At 61.5% G+C, this 19,739-nt stretch carries 17 protein-coding genes and 1 pseudogene; 10 read left to right on the top strand and 8 right to left on the bottom strand.

Translation table 11 applies throughout. The features are described 5' to 3' along the window. Window positions 1–106: 106 nt before the first annotated feature. Window positions 107–691: a nicotinate-nucleotide adenylyltransferase gene (locus DVDV_RS05685; protein WP_075353743.1), complete on the bottom strand. Its 585-nt coding sequence runs from the start codon at window positions 689–691 to the stop codon at window positions 107–109. After that, window positions 688–2,055 carry an alkaline phosphatase family protein gene (locus DVDV_RS05680; RefSeq protein WP_075353742.1) on the bottom strand — a complete coding sequence of 456 codons (1,368 nt, stop codon included), beginning with the start codon at window positions 2,053–2,055 and terminating at the stop codon, window positions 688–690. The genes DVDV_RS05685 and DVDV_RS05680 overlap by 4 nt, the downstream gene beginning before the upstream one ends. A 115-nt stretch (window positions 2,056–2,170) precedes the next feature. Here DVDV_RS05680 and DVDV_RS05675 point away from each other — a divergent pair, with 115 nt between their 5' ends. Then, entirely contained in the window at window positions 2,171–2,806 is a 636-nt protein-coding gene (locus DVDV_RS05675) for a PHP domain-containing protein (protein ID WP_075353741.1), read from the top strand. Window positions 2,807–2,927: 121 nt separating this feature from the next. On the opposite strand, the gene cooS is transcribed toward DVDV_RS05675, so the two are convergent. From cooS to DVDV_RS05655, 4 genes are read right to left on the bottom strand one after another with little or no spacing between them, the layout of a single operon-like run. Next, window positions 2,928–4,808, bottom strand: coding sequence for an anaerobic carbon-monoxide dehydrogenase catalytic subunit (gene cooS, locus DVDV_RS05670; RefSeq protein ID WP_075353740.1), 1,881 nt, complete (start codon window positions 4,806–4,808; stop codon window positions 2,928–2,930). 16 nt (window positions 4,809–4,824) lie between these two features. Continuing rightward, complete coding sequence (locus tag DVDV_RS05665) at window positions 4,825–5,358, bottom strand: 4Fe-4S dicluster domain-containing protein (protein WP_075353739.1); 534 nt, start codon at window positions 5,356–5,358, stop codon at window positions 4,825–4,827. Window positions 5,359–5,405: 47 nt separating this feature from the next. Then, entirely contained in the window at window positions 5,406–6,671 is a 1,266-nt protein-coding gene (locus DVDV_RS05660) for an NAD(P)/FAD-dependent oxidoreductase (RefSeq protein WP_075353738.1), read from the bottom strand. A 3-nt stretch (window positions 6,672–6,674) separates the two neighbouring features. Continuing rightward, on the bottom strand, window positions 6,675–7,463 hold the full coding sequence (locus tag DVDV_RS05655; RefSeq protein WP_075353737.1) for an ArsA-related P-loop ATPase: 789 nt from the start codon (window positions 7,461–7,463) through the stop codon (window positions 6,675–6,677). 843 nt (window positions 7,464–8,306) lie between these two features. On the opposite strand from DVDV_RS05655, the gene DVDV_RS05645 reads away from it, so the two are divergent. From DVDV_RS05645 to DVDV_RS23230, 5 genes and pseudogenes are all read left to right on the top strand, one after another. Beyond that, complete coding sequence (locus DVDV_RS05645; RefSeq protein ID WP_175577066.1) at window positions 8,307–9,320, top strand: metallophosphoesterase; 1,014 nt, start codon at window positions 8,307–8,309, stop codon at window positions 9,318–9,320. A 338-nt stretch (window positions 9,321–9,658) separates the two neighbouring features. After that, window positions 9,659–10,141 carry a response regulator gene (locus DVDV_RS05640; protein WP_083634655.1) on the top strand — a complete coding sequence of 161 codons (483 nt, stop codon included), beginning with the start codon at window positions 9,659–9,661 and terminating at the stop codon, window positions 10,139–10,141. A gap of 847 nt (window positions 10,142–10,988) precedes the next feature. After that, the gene (locus DVDV_RS05635; RefSeq protein WP_075353734.1) at window positions 10,989–11,759 is read left to right on the top strand and encodes a sensor histidine kinase; all 771 of its coding nucleotides are present in this window, start codon (window positions 10,989–10,991) and stop codon (window positions 11,757–11,759) included. Next, window positions 11,734–11,904, top strand: a pseudogene (locus DVDV_RS23235) (response regulator transcription factor); the annotation flags it as partial. The gene DVDV_RS05635 and the pseudogene DVDV_RS23235, both read left to right, overlap by 26 nt. Before the next feature lie 70 nt (window positions 11,905–11,974). After that, the gene (locus DVDV_RS23230; RefSeq protein ID WP_254845271.1) at window positions 11,975–12,403 is read left to right on the top strand and encodes a response regulator transcription factor; all 429 of its coding nucleotides are present in this window, start codon (window positions 11,975–11,977) and stop codon (window positions 12,401–12,403) included. Between the two features lie 321 nt (window positions 12,404–12,724). Here DVDV_RS23230 and DVDV_RS05625 read toward each other — a convergent pair whose 3' ends face one another. Together DVDV_RS05625 and DVDV_RS05620 are read right to left on the bottom strand one after the other, a co-directional pair. Next, entirely contained in the window at window positions 12,725–13,702 is a 978-nt protein-coding gene (locus DVDV_RS05625) for an NAD-dependent epimerase/dehydratase family protein (RefSeq protein WP_075353756.1), read from the bottom strand. A gap of 126 nt (window positions 13,703–13,828) precedes the next feature. Then, window positions 13,829–14,413 (bottom strand): PEP-CTERM sorting domain-containing protein, encoded by a 585-nt coding sequence (locus tag DVDV_RS05620; RefSeq protein WP_075353733.1) that lies wholly within the window; start codon window positions 14,411–14,413, stop codon window positions 13,829–13,831. Window positions 14,414–14,814: 401 nt separating this feature from the next. Here DVDV_RS05620 and DVDV_RS05615 point away from each other — a divergent pair, with 401 nt between their 5' ends. Genes DVDV_RS05615 through prsR form a run of 4 tightly spaced genes read left to right on the top strand, consistent with a single transcriptional unit; the run spans window position 14,815 to window position 19,733 of the window. Continuing rightward, window positions 14,815–15,687, top strand: a complete 873-nt coding sequence (locus DVDV_RS05615) for an exosortase/archaeosortase family protein (protein ID WP_139311537.1) — start codon at window positions 14,815–14,817, stop codon at window positions 15,685–15,687. After that, window positions 15,684–16,325, top strand: a complete 642-nt coding sequence (locus tag DVDV_RS05610) for an exosortase C-terminal domain/associated protein EpsI (protein ID WP_075353732.1) — start codon at window positions 15,684–15,686, stop codon at window positions 16,323–16,325. The genes DVDV_RS05615 and DVDV_RS05610 overlap by 4 nt, the downstream gene beginning before the upstream one ends. Before the next feature lie 2 nt (window positions 16,326–16,327). Further along, window positions 16,328–18,364, top strand: coding sequence for an XrtA/PEP-CTERM system histidine kinase PrsK (gene prsK, locus DVDV_RS05605; RefSeq protein ID WP_075353731.1), 2,037 nt, complete (start codon window positions 16,328–16,330; stop codon window positions 18,362–18,364). Further along, window positions 18,351–19,733: a PEP-CTERM-box response regulator transcription factor gene (gene prsR, locus DVDV_RS05600; RefSeq protein ID WP_075353730.1), complete on the top strand. Its 1,383-nt coding sequence runs from the start codon at window positions 18,351–18,353 to the stop codon at window positions 19,731–19,733. The genes prsK and prsR overlap by 14 nt, the downstream gene beginning before the upstream one ends. Window positions 19,734–19,739: the final 6 nt, after the last annotated feature.

Genomic DNA, 19,739 nt, shown 5'->3' with positions numbered 1-19,739 from the left:
CCTGACGCGCTGCGCCGGGGACGGTCCTCCGCGGCCGGCCCCGGCGGCATCGGCGCAAGGCTCAACCCACAAGCGTGCCAAGGCGGCGGCCAGTCCGCCTGGCGGCTCAACCCGACAGCCTGACGGCATCGCCGACCTGCCCGGCCAGGCGCTCGGGCACCCGCCAGTCCCGCAGCAGCCGGGCCGCCGCCGGCGGGACCAAAGCCTCCCAAGGTTCGCCCGCAACCATCCGGCGGCGAATGGCCGTGGCGCTTAGGCCCTTGTCCTCGGGCGGGACCTCCCACAGGACGCGCGTACGCAGCCCCAGGCTTTGAAACCGCCCGAGCTTGCGCCGTCCCCACTCGTCGTAAATGGTCAACAAAAACAGCGCATCCATCGGAACGTAGTGGCGATACAGTTCCGGCAGATTGATGGGAAAAGGCACAACGAAAAATTCCTCCGGCCCAAGGCCGGCCTCGGCCAGGACCGCGTGCAGCAGTTGGGCCCGCTCGAAATAGGTCAGCGGATTGGAGCTCTCCAGGCTGCGCAACGGGTCGGCCGGATCATGCCGGGTGTGGCTCGGGTCGGGGTTGGTGACGCCGACCACCAGCCGGTCGCACAGGGCCTTGCCCGCCAGCAGGTACTTGAGATGATCGTTGTGCAGCACCTGAAACCGGCCATGAATCACGGCCTGGGCCACTTTTTCGCTCATGGCGCCTCTCCTTGGGGACCCGGCCCCTCAGGTTCAGGCGGCGGCAGGACAAAAGGCGCATACGGTCCGGGCCAGTACGGCCGGTCTGCCGGGGTGTCCATCACGCCCTGGAGCTTGGCCAGCTCCAGGCCGTTTAGCACCAGCAGCATGAGTTCCGGGCCACGGACCTGCCCCAGACAGCCGGCTGCGGCCGAGACTTCGTCGAAGCAGGCCACGCCGTCGATCCGCTGGCCCCGACCGCGCATGACAAGCGGCACGGCCTCTCCCGAATGGATAAGCGGCCCGGCGCTTGGCGTGGAGTGGTCCGCCGTCACGATGAGCAGCACTTCCGGATCGTCCCAGAAAGGCTCCAACCCCTTGGCCAGCCCCTGATCCAGCAACTCGATGACCGCTTTTTTGCCCAGCGGGTCCTTGCGATGGGCCGCCTCATCCGGAGCCTTGGTATGGACGTGGATGAAGTCGAAATCCTGCAAAGCCTGATGCGCCAGGAGCAAACGCCCGGCAAGGTCACGGCCGGGATCGGCCGTATCGGCCACAGGTATGGGCGTCAGGCCCAGCAGCCGCGCCAACCCATGGAACAGGACTCCCGAGGCAATGGATGCGCCGCGCAGGCCGAAGCGCTCGCTAAAGGCAATGACGGGTTTCAGCTGCCCGGCCCGTTGGGTCACCAGGCCATTTATGACCGGGAGTCCTTGCTCCAAGCGCTTTACCTTGAGCGGATGGGCTTCAAGCCGGCGGTGCACCCATCCGAGGTAGTGCGTCAGGGCCTGGGCCGTACGTCTGGCCCGGATCAGTTCCTCCGGGTCTGCGCCGGCCGCGTCCAGGGGGAGAATGCTGGAGGCGAAGACGCCGTCACGCATGGGATTGGAATCGGTTACGTGCGGCGAAACTTCGCCGGCAAGCGACAGCACGCCGAAGAGGCCGTTGGTGTGGTGCAGCCGGATGGCAACGCCCTGGGCCTCAAACAGGCTCACCGCCTCAAGCAGGGCGGCAATCTCCTGGGCATCGGCCGGCCCGGCCTTGTCCCGCACCACCCGCAGCCGCCCGGCGTCATTTGCCGCCGACACGAAATGGGCCAGGACCGCAACCTGCCCGGGCTTGAGATCGACGCCGGCGCCAAGGGCCTCAATGGCCCCTCGGCCTGGAAATTCCGCGGCAGGAAAGCCGAACATGGCGAAATGGGCGTTTTCGCTCGGCAGGGCCTGCCCGAGAAGTCCGGCGTGGAACAGGCCGTTGGCCCCTTCGCGGGCCATGCGGTCCAGGGTCGGCGTCCGGGCGGCCTCAAGCGGCGTCCTGCCCCCCAGGGCCTCGTAACTCCGGTCGCCAAGGCCGTCGAGCACGATCAATATGCATTTGCTGGGCATAGGACCTGCCATGCTGCACAGTTACAGTGTAAATAGGCAATTCCTATCAGGCGCGGGACGATGCATCGGAAAACAGTATTGGTCACACCGCGGACTTTCCTCTAAAAATCATGTTATGCTCTTCGATATTCACGTGCACAGCGACATCTCTCCATGCAGCCATCTTGCACTTTCTGATATCCTCAATCACTCCCGGCGTCGAGGCCTGGACGGCGTGTGCATCACGGATCACGGGACCATGGCTGTGGGCAGTCGTGTCCGCGAGGGGATGCAGGCTGATGGACTGTGCGTGATTGTGGGCATGGAATACACAACGCCCCAGGGCGACTTTCTCGTTTTCGGGCCGTTTGAGCATCTGCCCCCGGGCCTTGCTGCCCAAGACCTGCTTGCGCTTGTCGATCTGGGTGCAGGCGCGGCCGTTGCCGCCCATCCCTTTCGGCCGGGGCGGACCGTTGTGGAGAGTGTTCTCACATCCAACGCCTGCCGGCTGGTCGAGGCGGTCAACGGCCGCAACCCGGCTGCGGCCAACGAACAGGCCCTTGCCCTGGTCCGACGCCGGAAGGTCGTCGGCCTGGGCGGCAGCGATGCCCACAGCCTGGACGAACTGGGCCGGATGGCCACCCGCCTCCACACGCCGGTACACTGCCGCCAGGACTTCATCGCGGCCCTGCGCCAGGGCCGCTGCGAAGAGCACGTCATGCCCCCGCTCCCTGCCCCGATGGCGACACGTGCCTCTGGAAATACCCGATAGCAAGAGACCCCGCTGATGCGGGGCCTCTTGCCTGGGAACTGCCTGTGGGCCGCTGTGTCCAGGCGGGCAGACAGCCCTGCCCGAAACCGGCCATCGGTGCGACGGGGCGAGCTCCCGCCGCTTAGGGCGTAAGGCCCAGGGCCGTTCTCTTGGCGCGGATGCGGGCATCGATGAGCTCCGCAGCCTTGACCGGGTCGCCCTCCACGGCAAAACTCGCCCCCACAACACCCTCCAGCCCCGAAACGGCCAGATCGGTGACGAGCTTGCTGCCGAGAATCGGCGGAGCCAGCCCGAGGACGGTAAAAATGCCGCTGGCCACCGCGTACAGGCCAATGGTGGCGGCTTTTTCCGAATACCATTCCGGCGCGGCCGCAGCCACCGGCAGATCCGAAATGTCCACGCCAAGAGCGGTAGCCAACATGCCGCACAACTGCATGATTCTGGAGTTGTCCACGCAACTGCCCACATGCAGGACCGGCGGTATCCCCAGGGCCTTGCAGACTTCGGACAGGCCCGGACCGGCCAGATCGGCGGCGGCCGGCATTAAAAGGCCCTGCTTGCCGGCGGACACGGTGACGCAGCCGGTGACCAGGACCAGCAGGTCGCGCTTGATGCACTCCCGGATCAGATTGGAATTTTGAAAGTCCTGCTTCACCTTCGGGTTGTTGCAGCCGACAATGCCGACAGCCCCGCGAATCTTGCCGGCCTTGATGGCATCGATCAGTGGCGCGGCCGTGCCGCCCAGGGCGGCGAGCACGGCTTCGTTGGAAAAGCCGGTCATGACCTCCACCGGTTCGACCGGGATCTCCACCCGGCCCGCATCGCGCACCGTGAAACGTTCGATGGCCAGTTCCACCACTTCCACGGCTTTTTGCCGGGCGTTTTGCACATCGAACTCGATGTGGGTCGCCCCGGTGAACTTGGCCTTGGGCGAGGTGGTGACGATGCGGCTGTGATAGCAGCCGGCCACGGTCACGAGGCTTGGCATGATGCACTGGTAGTCAACCACCACCACTTCCACCGCCCCGGTGACCAGGGCCAGTTCGGTCATGAGATGGTTGCCGGCCATGGGGATGCCCTGGCGCATGAGGAGTTCGTTGCCGGTGCAGCACAGGCCGGCCAGATTGATGCCCCGGGCTCCGGCCGCCTTGGCCTTGGCCAGCAGGGCCGGATCATGCACGGCGGCCAGGATCATCTCCGAGACGATGGGGCTGTGGCCGTGGACCAGGATGTTGACCTGATCGGCCTTGAGGACGCCGAGATTGACCTTGGACATCCTGGGCGTCGGCGTCCCGAACAGTATGTCCGAGACTTCGGTGGCAATCATGGACCCGGCCCAACCGTCGGCCAGCGAGAGCCTGGCGGCGTGCAGGCACAGGTTCACCGCGTCGTTGTCCACGCCCATGTGGGTGCGGTGCAGCATCTCGACCACGTCCCGGTCGACGCCGCGCGGGGTGATGCCCACTTTCTCCCAGAGCTCGCGGCGTTTGGCCGGAACCCGGCCGATAAAGGAGATCGAACCGCGCCGGCAGCCGAAGTCGTTAAAAAACTGTTCAGCCAGTTCCAGCGCCACAGCCTTGGCATCCTTGCCGGCAACCGACAGGCCGACCTCCTCGGCTATGCGGCGCAGCTTGGCCTCGTCGCGGATGCCGTAGTCGGCGGTTTTTCCCTCGCCAACAGCGAGCAACGTCTCAATCAGGTCGCGGCCGTGGTCCGAATGGGCTGCCGCCCCCGCAGCCACCATGCGGCCGAAGTTGCGGGCCACCACGACGTCGGCGTCGGCGCCGCAGACCCCGCGTTGCGGACCGTTGCCGAAGGGGTCGATGCGACAGGGACCCATGATGCAGTTGCGGCACGACAGGCCGAGTTCACAAAAGCCGCAGTGGGGCTCTTGTTCCCGCAGGCGATCCCAGACGGTCTCGACCCCGTCCTCCCGGGCCTTGGCGATCATTGCCTGGGCGTCCTTGCAGATGGAGTATTCGCTCAAATCTCTCTTGCCCATGGTTCCTCCGGCGGGATCAGGCCTTGACGCCGTAAACGGCGTTGGCCAGTCGGTTCGTGCCTTGCTTGAGATACAGGTTCACCTCGTCAAACGTGAGCGCCCCTGTCTTGCAGGCCGCAACACAGGCCGGGACCGCCCCTGCCGCAACGCGCTCATGGCATCCGTCGCACTTGACGGCCACGCTCGGACGTTCCGGCGCGTTTGCGTCTTTATAGAAACGGATGACGTAGTACGGGCAGGCCATGGCGCACATGCCGCAACCGATACACCGCGTCGGGTCCACGATTTTAAGGCCCTCGGCGATATCGTCGCGAATCGCCCAGGGCATGCAGGCTTCCTGACACGGGGCGGGTTCGCAGTGGCGGCACTTGTTGGGGAAGGGTTTTTTTTCCGGCCCCACGCCAAGATGAATGCGCGGTTTGGCCAGGATTTCCTCACGGATGGCCGAGGCCAGTGATTTGGACTGGGAATGAGCCTGCGCGCATCGGACCATGCACTGCATGCAGCCCACACACAGTTCGGGCCGGACGATGACGGTTTTTTTGAGCATAGTTCCTCCTTGCGGATCGGACAGGCCGCCTGGGCGGCGGCCGCAACTCAACCGAAACGAGCGTTTCCGGCCAGAGCGCCGCCGGGTGCGGCCAGGGGCGCGGCGTTTTGGACGTTGGACAGCCAGCCGGCCGGGATGTCCCGGCGGCGAAGCCCGCGTTTGACGGCAAAGGCCAGTTCCCCCAGCCGGGGGGGAGCGTCCAGTCCCACCGCGCCGACCAGACGATCCTCGCGAAAGACCAGCTTGAGATAGGAGCCGCGTGGCGTGCCGACATCCACAAAGTCGCAGCCCCGGGTCAGGGAGGGGTTGACCAGCCCGACCGAGATCATGCGCGAGCCGAAGACCGGAATGGCGTTCATGGCCAGACTCCCGGCGTAGCCCGCCTTGAGGCCGGCCATATTGAGCGCGGCCACCCGCCCCTGCTCCACCGCAACCGGCCAGATGGCATTGGTGCGGCGATCGCCGTGCACGATATCCGGGGCCTGGGCCAAATCGCCCGCGACATACACCCGCTCGTCGGACGTCCGCAGGGAAGCGTCCGCAAGCACGCCGTAATCGCACTCCAGGCCGCTGTCTGCCAGCCACTGCGTATTCGGCAGCACCCCCTTGCCGGCCGCGACCAGATCCACATCCAGGGTCGCGCCCGAGTCCAGGGTGAGCCGAAGCGGCCGGCCGGTCCCCTTGTCGATGGACGCCACCGAGGTGCTGGTCAAAAGGGTCACGCCCGGCGTGTTTTTAAGGCGCTCCCCCACCCACTCGCCCACATGGGCATCGACGTTGAGCGACAGCGGACGGGGCGAGGTCACAAGCAGCGCCACCTGCATGCCGCGCTTGAGGAGCCCCATCGTGAGCTTGAAACCGACCAGCCCGCCGCCAAGGACCGCAGCCATCCCGCCCGGTCGAACCCGGGCCAGAACCCTGTCCAGATCGCGCCTGCCCCTGAAGCAGCAAACCTCGCCGGCCGCATTCCCGGCGGACTCTACCGGGCGGGGCCGCGCGCCGCAGGCCAGCAGCAGTCGGTCGTAGGCCAGTTCCCTGCCCGATTCCAGGAGGAGCAGACCGCGACCGGCATCGAGGCTGACGGCCTTGTCCGCAAGGACCGAGACGCCCAGGCGGTTCCAGAAGCCGTCATCGGCCACATACATGCCCGGCTGGTCCATTTCCCCGGCCAGGACGTAGCTGATGAGCGGGCGGGAATACACGGGCAGGGGTGAGGGGTCCACGCCGATGATCTCGGCGGATTGACTGACCTTGCGAAGCCACTGGCAGGCGCTGCGACCGGCTGCGTGCAAACCGACGACAACGTAGCGCATGGGTCACCTCAGCGGTTGGGATTGAGGCGCGCACCACCCGTCGGATGCCGCCTGGTCGGTCATGGCGTTCAGGATGGCGCGACAGCCCCGGTCGACGATGTCGCGCTGGGACAGGTGCAACACACAAGGAGAGGCGAGTTGGCGTTCAGACAAGCTCGAGAGAAGCGGAATGGACGTTGCCAGGGGAGGAAGGCCGGGGATGTCGGGCAGAAGCGTCCCTTCCGGAGCCCGGTTGAGGACCAGGGCCTGACGGACCAGACCCAGGTCGGCCGCCATGCCGGCGATCTGGGCGGCCACAGCAAGGCTTCGCCAACTCGGCTCGGCAACGATAATCAGACCGTCCACAGCGGCCACGGTGCCCCGCCCCAGATGTTCGACGCCGGCTTCGAGGTCGACGATGAGGCATTGGCTTCGTTCCAAAAGCAGATGGACCAGAAGCGCCTTGAGCAAGGCATTGGCTTCGCAGGCGCACCCGCCGCCGGCTCCTGCCACCGAGCCCATCACCAGAAGATTGAGGTTTCCGAGGCACACCCGCAGGCGTTCCGGAAGATCGGACACCTCAGGGCTCAGGTTGATAAACCCATTGCCGACCCGTTCCCGGATGAGGCTTTCGTCCAGAACGAGGGGAGGCGGAATGCTCTCGGGCGGCAAGCCAAGAGCCGAACCGAGCGAGAGGGCCGTGTCCGCGTCGACCAGCCAGGTTTCCCGGCCGCAGCGGGCCAGGTAATCGCCTATCCAGGCGGCGAGCGTCGTCTTTCCCACGCCGCCTTTTCCAGCTACGGCCAGCTTCACGAAAGCCTCCAGCCCGGAAAAAGTATGATAAAAACGAGTATTAATTGATATCCGAAGGCCGTGAACGGGTCAACGGGAACCTGGGGCAGGCGACCGCGTAACAAGAAAGAAGCGCAGCAGGGATGATGCAAGGGCCGGAGCATGAATCAGTGCGGGCAAGATGCGTTCATGCCCGTCATTACGGCCCTCTTGGGCTCCAGCAGATATTTCGCGCGCGTCTGGCTGCAACAACAATTCTGGCCGCCTCAGGAGCGTCGAGAAAACCTGTCGGCTCATGCGGCAGGTACAACCTCCCTAATAAATATCAAGGAAATGCAAACAAGAACAGATCACAGGACAACCAGTCTTTCCTCCCCTTGGTGTTTCCAATCAATTCTACATATCCATAAATACTGGTACCACCCATTTCCAGTAGCGATGCGCGCTCCAGGCTGTCCACCGAGTGAAAATGATAAGGCGGATGTTATGTTGCCCCCAAAGGGTCAGTCAATAGTCGGGCACAGGCGGCAGCGCATTGACAGGCTTGTCCGAGTTCAACATATTGGGAAAATATCTGTTCTTTTGGAGGGAAACCATGCTCGAAGCGTTGACGTGGTTTACGGCATATCGTGTCATCCCCGCCAACACCCGCGCATCGTCTCCTCGCTTGGCCCTTGATGCTCGGCATCTTGTTGCCTGCCCTTGCCAACAGGATGCCTCGGCCCTGCGCGTTACCGTTATGGATGCTTCGCGTGATACAACGGATCAGGCCTTCAACACCACGGGCCTTGGCCAAGTGGACCAACAGCCAACGGATGTAACCCATCTCCGGTTAATGGCTGCTCTTTGATGGGGAATTTGAACATGAACGACGCTGGCGCCGGCCCACACCGCAGTACCGAACCCAGGATCGGCACACATGCGGCACCAATCACCCGCCGCGCCGCCCTGGGGACCATTCTGGCCCTGGCCGTGGCCCCCTTCGTCTGGGCCGGCCCTCCTGTGCCTTCCTGCCGACGTCTGGTCGTTCTGGCCGACCCCCATTATGCAGCCCCTCCACAGCCGGATGCCACAGGACGCCCCACCCCGCCCGACCAAAAGCTCGCTGCCGTGCGCGACATCAATTCCTGGCCGGATGTTGAACTCGTGGCCGTGGTGGGCGACATCGTCCACCGCTCCGGCAGCCCCGAAGAGTACGCTGTAGCCCGGAAATTTGTGGAAGCCATCCACAAACCCCAGGCCCTGGTGGCCGGCAACCATGAATTCATGTACGAAGATGCGTCCGATCCAGACGGCCGCCTGCGCCGGGCCTCGCCCGGCCTCAGGCGAAACAAGCTCGCCCGCTACCAGGAGACATTTGGCCAGAAGGATCTCTCCTTCACCAAAGACATGGGCAAGTACCTGCTTGTGTTCTGCTCCCCGGATGAAACGGACGGCGAGTTCCTGACCGAAATGTCCCCGGCCCAGCTCTCCTGGCTGACGAAAACCCTGCAGGCCAACCGTACGCGGCCCACCCTGGTCTTTTTCCACGCCCCCTTGTCCGGCACTCTGGACCACTACAACAGGCACGCCGACAGGCCGAACTACGTGGCCCAACCGGTGGACCGCATCCGGTCCATTCTGGAGGCAAATCCCCAGGTGCTCCTTTGGGTGAGCGGCCACACCCATACCCCGCCCACGAACCCGAACTTTAACGCGCCGCGCAACTGGTACCTGGGCCGGGTGCTCAACGTGCACACTGCGGACATGAATCGGCCTACGGTCTGGAGCAACAACCTCTATCTGTGCGACGACAAGATCGTGGTGCGGACATGGGACCACCGGACCGGGCGCTGGCTCACCCAGGACGACCGGACCATCCCGCTGCGCGGCCTCTAGCCGGGAATCGCCGCAGGCGGCGCTCCTCCCCAGGCGCAGTCCAATCCGACCACGCGACCAACACGACGGAGAGTGTACGGCGTCCCCCCCGGTTTTGGTTCCACGGGCCAAGCCCTGATAATACCGTCATACCGGTTGGAATCCCCCGCCCGCACCCCAACTCACGGTGATTGGCCCCCAGCCCGCTCAATAGGAGAATTCCCCACTGCCAATATGGTTTTTCCCTATCGCCTCATGGCCGCATTTCAAGCAAAATGCTGGGCATCATCGACAATGGCAATATTGCCTCTCGATGACATCACGTGAGGGTGGCACCTCTCGGGCGCCATGGGAATACGATGGAAGCATTGATACTTGAAGACAACATGTTCAATAATTATTATGCGACACGCGAAATGAAAAAGCTGGGCTATCGTGTTCATTCAGTCTACAATTCCGCAGATGCCATAAAAATGTCTCAGGACATTCCTTTTTCAATCATTCTCATTGACGGCAACATTTCCACACGGCCGCTCTTTATAAACACACAAAATACAATCAAGAGACTGCGTTACAACAGCAATTCAGAAACATTGCTGTTACTCATGGTCAGTGGCAACCTTGGCAACATGCCGTCTGAACTTTTGAAGCACGGCGTATCCGGCTTTGTTCCCAAGCCCATAACCGCGGAAGCGGTGCTGTCCGAACTCATCAAGGCCGGCTGCATCTGCCAGCCTGAACAACTTCCGCAACAAGGCCATGGCGGCGAAAAGCACGCGAACCCCTCCACAACGTTGGCAAGCCGCCACATCAAACCAGGTACAATGCCATTCAAGAAATGACCGACAGGTTTCGCCAGCCCCAGTCACAGAAAGCCGGCACGGCGTGTATGACCACCGAAGCGACGCCAGAGCGTCGACCTGTCCCCGGATAGTCCCGCACCAACAAAAAACGTACGGCCAAACCGCAGTCCCCGACCAGCGCCAGATGCAGCCACACCGCCGGCATCTTCCAGCATGCCACGGCCAGACAGGCACTCGCCAGCACCTTCCCGAAGACGGGAAAGCCACTGCGCCCAACCGCAGTTCTTTCGACCACATCCACATGAGCAGAAAAAGCTGCACCCCTCTCAATTTTCAAGTTCACTGACCGGTAGCGCCAAAGGCTCCTGTTCACAGCCTCTTTTCATACCAACCAAATAGCATTCGCACGTCCTTGGGCGATCAGATTCATTATTGCCCCTGGCGTTCGCATACTGTCTCTACTCGACCAGTCCAGTCGATTCGAATTATATCATTCATATATAGAACATTAATTACCCATTGACATCAAAAAAATCCAGCGTACACTACTTTGGCCTATACAAAACAATCAGAATATGCAAGACTCCCGACACCAATACAAAAGAGATTTGCCACCGCTCCCCTCTTTCGATAGCAATCGATATTTAAAAACGAATTCAAAGCAGCATCAAAAACTGGATACTGAGTAAAAAGGCAATAATGCCCGCCATGAATCCTGAGTATATCAATTTTTACAAATCAAACATGCCTTCCACGGCCAACCAAGCGCAACTTCCGCTTCATTATATCCCGCCCGATCCTTGCGGACCCATGGAGCACGGAACAGATACGACAAGAACCGGACCTGCAAAAATATTGGGCAACCTCTACGCAGTCAGGCACGCACATGACCGACGACCACTCCGCGCCTCCCGAACGCCAGGATGGCGACTCGCCCATGACGGACCTCGAGCAATGCATCCTTTTCAACCGCGACCTCCTGCACATTCATGAGGTCGAACGGCAACGCATCGCCAAGGACTTGCATGATGTCGTGGGGCAGGCCCTTTTGACGGTCAAGCTCGAACTGAACATGATGTTCCTGCAGCACCCGGATATTGCCGACCGGCAAGGCATCGCCGCCTTGCGCGAGGATCTCACCGGGGCCATGCACAAGGCCATACGCTCGGTAAGGGACATGACCTATGCCCTGCGCCCTCCAGACCTGGATCAGTTGGGCCTGCCACTGGCGCTCTCGGCGCTGTGCACCGATTACACGGAACGATGCGGCTTCGAGACAGACTATCTCTCGGCCGGTCTGGACAGGATCCATCTGGGTTTCGAGGTCGAAACCAACCTCTACCGCCTGGCCCAGGAAGCCCTGCGCAACGTCGAGAAGCATGCCATGGCCACCAGGGTCATGGTCCGGCTCGTCGCCTCCCACCCCAACGTCATCCTGCACGTCGCGGACAACGGCAGGGGCTTTGAGGTGGCACGCATGCTGGCGGCTTCCAAAAGCGAAAAGGGACTGGGGTTGTGGGGCATGCGCCAGAGGGCGAAACTGCTGGGAGGAGAAGTCCGCGTCAATTCGACCCCGGGGACAGGGACCAGCATGGTGGTAAAGATACCGTACGGAGGGGGGGGCAACTGCAATGACGTGGCGCATACTTCTCGTTGACGACCACCCCTTGTTCCGGGAGGGCCTCAAGCACCTCATCCAGCATGCCCCGGACCTGTCGGTTGCGGCCGAGGCAGGCACAGCGGCCGAGGCCTTGCAACTGGTTGCGACCGTCTTACCGGACCTGGTCATCCTCGACATTTCCCTGCCTGACAAGAGCGGACTGGCCTTGCTGCCGGAACTGCGCAAAAAAAGCCCCTCGCCTTCCCGTGCTCATGGTCAGCATGCACCACAAGTCCGAACACGTCGTTCGGGCCTTTCAGGCCGGGGCCATCGGTTACGTGACCAAGGAATCCGCCCTCGAAAACCTGGTGGAAGGCATTCGGAGCGCCCTGGCCGGGGAATTCTACCTCGATCCGTCCATGTCCCAGGACGTTTTGAAAAAACTGCTCGAGGCCGAGCATAACCAGAGCATGGTCGACGCCAAATATGGCACACTGAGCCAGCGGGAACAGGAGATCATGCGTCTGCTCGCCGAAGGGCTGTCCGCCCGGGCCATTGCCGAACGCCTCTACATCAGCCCCAAAACCGTCGACAACCACCGGGCCAACATCATGCGGAAACTCGGTCTGGCCAACACCGTCGACATCGTTCGCTGCGCCGCTCGTCTCGGCCTGCTCGACCTGGAGGAGTGGCGTCTCTAGCCTGGCGTTCACTCAAAACGGCTCAACACTAAAGTGAACAATAACCTTTAACACCTTATTCTCTTAACAAATACGGATGTATTTCGTTAAGGACGCGAGATTTGGCCCGCGCCACCGCCCACCCGGAACGCCGAGGCGAATCCCCCCCCCAAACGCGCCGCGCCTTCCGCCCACCTCGCCCAGAGCGCAAAGACGACGCTCTCTCATCCAACCTTGCCTCCTATCGACTCCACGCAATTCGTGTATGCAACAAGCAAGGCAATAGACTGAAATACGACGTTACTCGTAACAGATGCCAATAATTTGCATAGAGACGCGAGGCTAGGCGATTTCGCTGCGGTGCTGGCGAAACCAGTCAAGCGTCTGGCCGAGTCCCTGGGACAGGGGTGTGGACGGGCGAAATCCCGTCGCGGCATGAAACTTGTCCGTATTGGCCAGGGAATGCTCGATATCACCGTCGCGCTTGGGTTGCAGACATACGCCGCAATCAGCCCCACTCAGGGCGATGGTCAAGTCAGCCAGCCCCCGGATGGTCGTAGAGCTCCCCGTACCGACATTATAGACCCCTTGCAGGCCCACGCCGCCGTTGCCCAGGCCCGAAGCCGTCACGACGGCTTTCACCGCGTCGTGGACGTAGACAAAGTCCCGGGTCTGTTGTCCCTGCCCATGGATGGTCAAAGGAGCGTTGTCCAAGGCCAGGGCCATGAATCGGCGCACGACCCCGTCGTAGGGGCCGGGCTTGCCGCGGGCCGGTCCGTAGAGATTGAAAAAGCGCAGGGAGCAGCCATACCCCGATTCCTCGATATGCCGCGAGGACACATATTTTGACCAGCCGTAAGGACTTTGGGGGTCGCTGGCCTGATCCTCCTGCACCGCCCCGGCAATAGGCCGGCCATATTCAGCGGCCGAACCGGCAAAGACAAAGGCGGGGATGCCAAGTTCCCTGGCTTCCCGGTGCAGGGCCCGGGTTGCGTCCCAATTGACGGCCATGGTCTCTTCGGGGTGCTCCATGGACCAGGGCACGCTGACGATGGCCGCCAAGTGAAACACGCACGCAAACCTTCCGCTTACGGCCCCGAGGGAGGCGATGAGTTCCGGTTCGGTGATCGAACGCCGTTCGAAACGAAACAAGGCGTGGTCCTTGAAGGGTTCCATGTTTGCCGGCAGGCCGGAAAAGAAGCTATCCACCCCGACCACGGCATGGCCCATGTCCAACAGGGTCTGGGTCAGCTTCGAGCCGACGTTTCCGGCGCAACCGGTCACCAGACAGCGTTTCAGGGGGCGCGTCGCACTAGGCATCTGCATCACCTTCCCGTCCAGTCGATTCATGTAAACTTTGCCGACACGCTTGTCGGAAGACCTTACAGTCGGCCCCAAACAAAACCGCCCCGCGCGGCAGCGCGGGGCGGTTTCGAATCGAGTCGATTAGGCGGCTTTCTGGTTGCGTGAGAACTTCTTGCGGGCACCGAACAGTCCGATCAGGCCCAGGCCCGTCAGCAGGAAGGCCGAGGGCTCGGGGGTGGCGACAGGCGACAGGGAGATGTTGAGGTTGTAGGCCCCGCCGCTATTGCTGCCGCCGCTAAACCCGGAATTGTTCGCACCGGCTCCGCTTCCGGCGATACCAAGAACATACGTGCCTGTAGATAGCATCGATCCAAAGCTTAATCCGTAGGTGTTGATCTTCTCCCACGATCCATCAGACTTCATTCTCCAGAGAGCCGTAGTCAGGGAACTATTGGAGAGCGAAAAATATGCGTTTGTGTCCCTGGTTATGGCTAACTGGAAATAATCAAAGTTGCGCCCGCTGTAACTACCTTGGATATCTGTATCCCAGGTCGTAGAAGTCTCTTTTGTAAAATCAGAATCATAATAGAAATCGCCTGTATTAATGACGAAAGCATCGCCCAAAGTGTCACCGAATGTGGATTCATCCTCCGTGATCATGCTCGCGTGCAAAGACGAAGCCAACAGTAGCAGGCAAGATATACTCAGCAATAACAACCGTTTCATTACCCTTCCTCCCATTATTCTTCATTCTGTACAGAATTGATCCAGATTTTATTCCAGTTTATGAGCCACACTGCCAAGCGTTTCCAGCCTTTCAGTCACAGCATCTGACGCCTGGAACACAATGCGTTAAAAGCATAAATCGGGCCAAACAATTTAAACATGATAAAAATGTCGAGAAGAGACCAACAACTGTCCGAAACACAAAAGAAAATATCAGACTAGGGAAAATCCCTACTCGGTTTGTGGGATCCCCCCATTCCTGTTCGGTGGGTCTAATGTAAAGAAAGGCGACACAAACACTGTGCCAGAGAAAGCGTCATGGCCGTCGCAAAATGTCTGAACTGGCTTGCGTACGCATACCATGCATTGCAATCGCATAAAAACGAGGATGACAACGAGTCATGCCGCAGCCGGCCGCCAATAGCCAAACCCTTCCATTGTCATTGGGCGACGCGCTCAAAAAGCAATGGCCGGGGTTCCTGCTCGTGGCGGCGGCTCTGGGCTTTGCCTATGCGGCACCAGTCCGTTCCATGGTCATGGACTGGTTTACCGACGACAACGCCTCCCACGGTTTTTTCGTGCCGCTGGTGGCCTGCTATCTCATGTGGATGCAAAAGGCGCGCCTAGCCGAGACACAGGTCGCCCCGGCCAATGTCGGACTGGCGGTGGCCCTTGTGGCGATGATCATGCTGCTCCTCGGCGGCGTGGCTTCAGAACGCTATATCGTGCGCGTTTCCCTGCTCATTGCCCTGGCCGGCTGCATCCTGTTCTGGCTTGGCCTCGACGCATTGCGCAAGCTCCTTGCACCACTTTGCTACCTTATCTTCATGATTCCGCTGCCGGCTATCGTAATCAATGCCGTCACCATGCCCTTGAAACTTCTGGTCAGCAGTGTCTCGGTCTCCATACTGCGCATCTTGCAGGTTCCTGTACTGCGTGAAGGCAACATTATCCTTTTGCCCAACCTGTCGCTTGAAGTTGTGGAAGCCTGCAGCGGCCTGCGTTCGCTGGAATCCCTGCTTGCCCTGGCGACGGCCTATTCACTGATGTTCATGAAATCTCCGGTCGGCAGATCCATCTTGATCGTTGCCGCCCTCCCCATCGCCATCAGTGCCAACATCGTGCGCGTGGTGACGACCGGACTGCTGGCGCACAGCTACGGCCCGGCGGCGGCCCAGGGGTTTTTCCACGAATCGGCCGGGCTTGTGGTCTTTGCCGTGGCCGTGGCCATGCTGGCCGGCCTGCATCATCTTATAAGGAAACATTACCCATGATCCCCTGGTCACGCTTCGTGATCCTGGCCATGGTTTTTCTGTCGGCGGCCGCCTGCGTCGGCCTGCGGCGCGACACCCCCGCTCCCTTGGCCCGTCCGCTTTCCCAGTTCCCGACGACACTGGGGCACTGGCGCATGATCGCCCAGGAACACTTCACTCCCGAAACCGTTGCCTTCCTGCGTCCCACCGACTACCTGGCACGCCGCTACGAAGGCCCCAACGGCGAGCGGATCGACATCTATATAGGCTACCACGACGCAGCCCAGGCCTCTGGCCCCGTGCATTCCCCCAAAAATTGCCTGCCCGGCAGCGGATGGATCGAACTCTCCACCAGCCAAAGGTCCGTCAAACTGGCCGGCAAAGAGGAACAGGTGGCCCAAGCCCTTTATGGCAAAGCCGAAGAGGAACTGCTCTTTCTGTACTGGTTCGTGGTGCGCGACAGCATTCTGTCCAGCGAAATAGGCCTCAAGGTGGCGGAGGTGGCCAATGCCCTGCGACATGGGCAACGCAGCGCTGCCTTTGTCCGCATCAGCCTGCCTGCCCGGAACAATCCGGCTGCCGCCGTGGCCGCAGCCACCGATTTCCTGAACGCGGGTTCCGACGCCATTGCGGAATTCCTTCGACCGAAAGGGGCCTGATCATGCAAACAGCCCTTCTCGTCATCACCCTCGTCGCGACCGGAATCCTGTGCCTCATGCTGCTGCTGTCCAGGCGCAGCGTGCTGGCCGAAATAAGCCTGGTCCTCACGCTGTGCGCCTTTGCCGGGGCGCTGACCCTGGACTGGGCCATCCTCGGAGCGCCGGAGCAAGCCCAGTCCCTGGCGCGACTGAGCCTGACGCTGTCCGGCACGGCTTGTCTGGCCCTGGTCGGCTTCAGCCTGGTTTTCGCCCGGACCTATGACACGGCCCGGCTGCCCTGGACCCATGTCGGCATCCTGGCCCTGCTGCTGGCGCTCCCTCTCACTGCCGCGGCCCTGCCGGCTGCGTCTTTGCTGCGCCAACCCCAGCCCGGCACGCCATGGCTCGTCCCGCTCACCCTGACCGGCTTTTCCCTGCAAGTCGGCATGATCGCCGCCCTGATCCTGGCCCTGTACAACCTGGAAGCCACCCTCGTACGGGCCACCCACGCCAACCGATGGCGCATCAAGTTCATCGTGCTCGGCTGCATGGCCGTGGCCACCTCCCAGGTTTTCTCGGCCACTCCCGCCATCCTGTATCTGACCCTGGACCTCTCCCTGAGGCCCACCCGGGAAATCGGCCTGCTTCTCGGCACGGCCCTCATGGGATTCTCCCTCATCACCCGGCCTGGCCAGGTCAAAGTCGTCTTTTCCCAACGCTTGGCCTATAACTCACTGGTCGTGTTGCTCTCCGGAATCTATTTCGTGGCCATCGGTGTGCTGGGACAAAACGTCGCGCTGCGCCAGTCCCATGCCTTCTCCCAGCTCGACGTCATCTTGGCCCTGGTCGGGGGAGTCCTCCTGACTGCCTTGCTCTTGTCCGAGACAGCCAGACGCAAGGCAGCTGTCACCCTTCGCAAATACTTCTATAAGGACAAGTATGACTATCGCCAGCAATGGTTGAGCCACACCCATCGACTGGCCACGGCCAACAAATCTTCGGCTCTGTATCAGGCTGTGTTGTTGGGTTTTTGCGAAACATTCGGATTTTCCATCGCCGCGCTGTATCTTCGCCGACCCCCAAACGAGTTCTTCGATCCCGTTGCCCGACTGGAGATCGATGTGCCAACCACACCAGTGCATCCGGGCGATCCTCTCTGCCCGGATACGGATTCGCGGATTTCCGTAAAGGATTTGCGCGGCCAATCGCTTCCGCTTCCGGTCAGCTTCTCCATTCCGCTCCAGAGCAACGACACTCTGGCCGGATTCATCCTTCTCGGGCGTCCCTTCAACACGGACGAAGGCTACGAAGAGGAAGATTTCGAACTCATGGAGGCCATGGCGCGCCAATCCTTCCTGGCCATGCACAATCTCAATCTCGCCGAAGAACTGGCGCTGGCCAAGGAAATGGAGATCATCGGCAAGATTTCGGCCTTCATGCTCCATGACCTCAAAAACCTCGTCTACACCCTTTCGCTTATGGTCGAAAATGCCAAATATTTCATCGGCGAACCGGAATTCCAGCGGGACATGGTCAAATCCCTGGACAATACCGTCGCCCGCATGAAGCAGCTCATAACCCAGCTCAAGAAACTGCCCAGCAAGGGATCCCTCCACTGCGAGGACGTCAACCTGTTGGAACTTGTCCAGGAATCCGCCAAGGCCGTGCCCGGAGCCCAGATCGTCGTCACGGGTGGGCCGGCATCGGCCCTGATCGATCGTAAGGAAATGAGCAAGGTCCTGGTCAACTTGCTGCGCAACGCCCATGAGGCCTGTAACGGCGGCGAGGCCGTGGCCGTGGAGGTCGGGAACAGCCCGCACCCCTACGTCAAAGTGCGGGACAGCGGCCTGGGCATGACCGAGGACTTCCTGCAATCATCCCTTTTCGTCCCCTTTGCCACCACCAAGAAAAACGGTCTGGGCATCGGCCTGTACCAGAGCAGACATATCGTCGAGGCCCACAATGGCCGTATCGAGGTCGTAAGCAGCCCCGGCCGGGGATCAACCTTTACCGTACTGCTGCCCGAGGGCGGTTTGCACCACAGCCATGGCGCCTGCTGACACCCTGCTCGTCATCGACGACAACGATGATATCCGCCAGCAGCTCAAATGGGCGCTGTCCAAGGCGGGCTACGTCATCCACTTTGCAAAGGACGCCAAAGAGGGGCTGGAACGCTTCCGGAAACACGCGCCAGGTGTCGTCACCCTCGACCTCGGTCTGCCGCCTTGCACCGGGGACGCCTCCCAGGGGCTGGCCTGTCTGTCCGAGATGGTGGCCGTCGACCCGAATGCCAAGATCATTGTCATCACGGGATTCGACGAACAGAAAAACGCCCGGTTGGCCGTGGACATCGGAGCCTACGACTTCTTCCGCAAGCCCATTGACCTGGTCGACCTCCAGGTCATGATCCGGCGCGCCTTCGCCCTCGCCAGAATCGAGCGCGAGGCGGCCCCGGATGCCAAAACCGTGGAACAGCCGGAGCACGGCATGATCGGCGAAAGCCCGGGAATGCGCCGGGTCTTTGCCATGATCAGCAAAGTGGCCGCCTCGGACGTGCCGGTCTTGATCAACGGCGAATCCGGCACCGGCAAGGAGCTCGTGGCCCGGGCCCTGCACAGGTATAGCCGCCGACGCGAACGGGCGCTGGTGTGCGTCAATTGTGGGGCCATACCGGAAAACCTGCTGGAATCGGAATTCTTCGGCCACGAGCGGGGCGCGTTCACCGGGGCCCACTCCACCTGCCGGGGCAAGGTCGAGGATGCCGACAAGGGCACGCTGTTTTTGGACGAGATCGGCGAGATGCCGCTCAACCTCCAGGTCAAGCTGCTGCGCTTTCTCCAGGAGATGAGCTTTAACCGGGTGGGCGGCCGCAAACTCATCGAGGTGGACGTCAGGGTCCTGACCGCCACCAATGTCAATATCGAGGAAGCCATGCGGCGGGGGCAGTTTCGCGACGACCTCTACTACCGCATCGGCGTCGTCACCATCTCCCTCCCGGCACTGCGTCATCGCGGCAATGACATCCTGCTGCTTGCCCGCCATTTCCTGGCCCTGCACGGGGGCGGGATGGGCAAGGATACGAAGGGGTTGACCCCCCAGGCGGAAGCCTGCCTCATGGAGCATTCCTGGCCGGGCAACGTCCGGGAACTCGACAACAAGGTGCGCCGGGCCATCATCCTGGCCGGGGATTCGTGCATCACGCCCGCCCACCTCGGCTTCGAGGGCCATCCGGACACGGCCGAACCCATCAGCGAGCAGCCCTCCGGCTCGCTGCGGGAAGCCCGGTCGAGGCTCGAAAACCGCATGGTCATCGACGCCCTCAAACAATGCGAGGGCAACATCCTCAAGGCTTCCGAGGCCCTCGGCGTGAGCCGGCCGACATTGTACGAACTTATGCGCAAACACGGCATCACTCCCAATGCCGTCTAGCCTCAA

The organism is Desulfovibrio sp. DV (genome assembly GCF_001936595.1).
Taxonomy (GTDB): domain Bacteria; phylum Desulfobacterota; class Desulfovibrionia; order Desulfovibrionales; family Desulfovibrionaceae; genus Solidesulfovibrio.
Note: the sequence above shows the minus strand (reverse complement) of the source record. Positions and strands in the feature narration are given on the sequence as shown.

What these genes read in the sequence shown, in the direction of transcription:
- DVDV_RS23230 (WP_254845271.1), top strand. Translation starts at nt 11,975, where the DNA reads ATGGTCAGCATGCACCACAAGTCCGAACACGTCGTTCGGGCCTTTCAG.
- DVDV_RS05680 (WP_075353742.1), bottom strand. Translation starts at nt 2,055, where the DNA reads ATGCCCAGCAAATGCATATTGATCGTGCTCGACGGCCTTGGCGACCGG.
- DVDV_RS05685 (WP_075353743.1), bottom strand. Translation starts at nt 691, where the DNA reads ATGAGCGAAAAAGTGGCCCAGGCCGTGATTCATGGCCGGTTTCAGGTG.
- DVDV_RS05640 (WP_083634655.1), top strand. Translation starts at nt 9,659, where the DNA reads ATGGAAGCATTGATACTTGAAGACAACATGTTCAATAATTATTATGCG.
- DVDV_RS05665 (WP_075353739.1), bottom strand. Translation starts at nt 5,358, where the DNA reads ATGCTCAAAAAAACCGTCATCGTCCGGCCCGAACTGTGTGTGGGCTGC.
- DVDV_RS05645 (WP_175577066.1), top strand. Translation starts at nt 8,307, where the DNA reads ATGAACGACGCTGGCGCCGGCCCACACCGCAGTACCGAACCCAGGATC.
- prsK (WP_075353731.1), top strand. Translation starts at nt 16,328, where the DNA reads ATGCAAACAGCCCTTCTCGTCATCACCCTCGTCGCGACCGGAATCCTG.
- DVDV_RS05620 (WP_075353733.1), bottom strand. Translation starts at nt 14,413, where the DNA reads ATGAAACGGTTGTTATTGCTGAGTATATCTTGCCTGCTACTGTTGGCT.
- DVDV_RS05615 (WP_139311537.1), top strand. Translation starts at nt 14,815, where the DNA reads ATGCCGCAGCCGGCCGCCAATAGCCAAACCCTTCCATTGTCATTGGGC.
- DVDV_RS05610 (WP_075353732.1), top strand. Translation starts at nt 15,684, where the DNA reads ATGATCCCCTGGTCACGCTTCGTGATCCTGGCCATGGTTTTTCTGTCG.
- cooS (WP_075353740.1), bottom strand. Translation starts at nt 4,808, where the DNA reads ATGGGCAAGAGAGATTTGAGCGAATACTCCATCTGCAAGGACGCCCAG.
- DVDV_RS05660 (WP_075353738.1), bottom strand. Translation starts at nt 6,671, where the DNA reads ATGCGCTACGTTGTCGTCGGTTTGCACGCAGCCGGTCGCAGCGCCTGC.
- DVDV_RS05625 (WP_075353756.1), bottom strand. Translation starts at nt 13,702, where the DNA reads ATGCCTAGTGCGACGCGCCCCCTGAAACGCTGTCTGGTGACCGGTTGC.
- DVDV_RS05635 (WP_075353734.1), top strand. Translation starts at nt 10,989, where the DNA reads ATGACCGACGACCACTCCGCGCCTCCCGAACGCCAGGATGGCGACTCG.
- DVDV_RS05675 (WP_075353741.1), top strand. Translation starts at nt 2,171, where the DNA reads ATGCTCTTCGATATTCACGTGCACAGCGACATCTCTCCATGCAGCCAT.
- prsR (WP_075353730.1), top strand. Translation starts at nt 18,351, where the DNA reads ATGGCGCCTGCTGACACCCTGCTCGTCATCGACGACAACGATGATATC.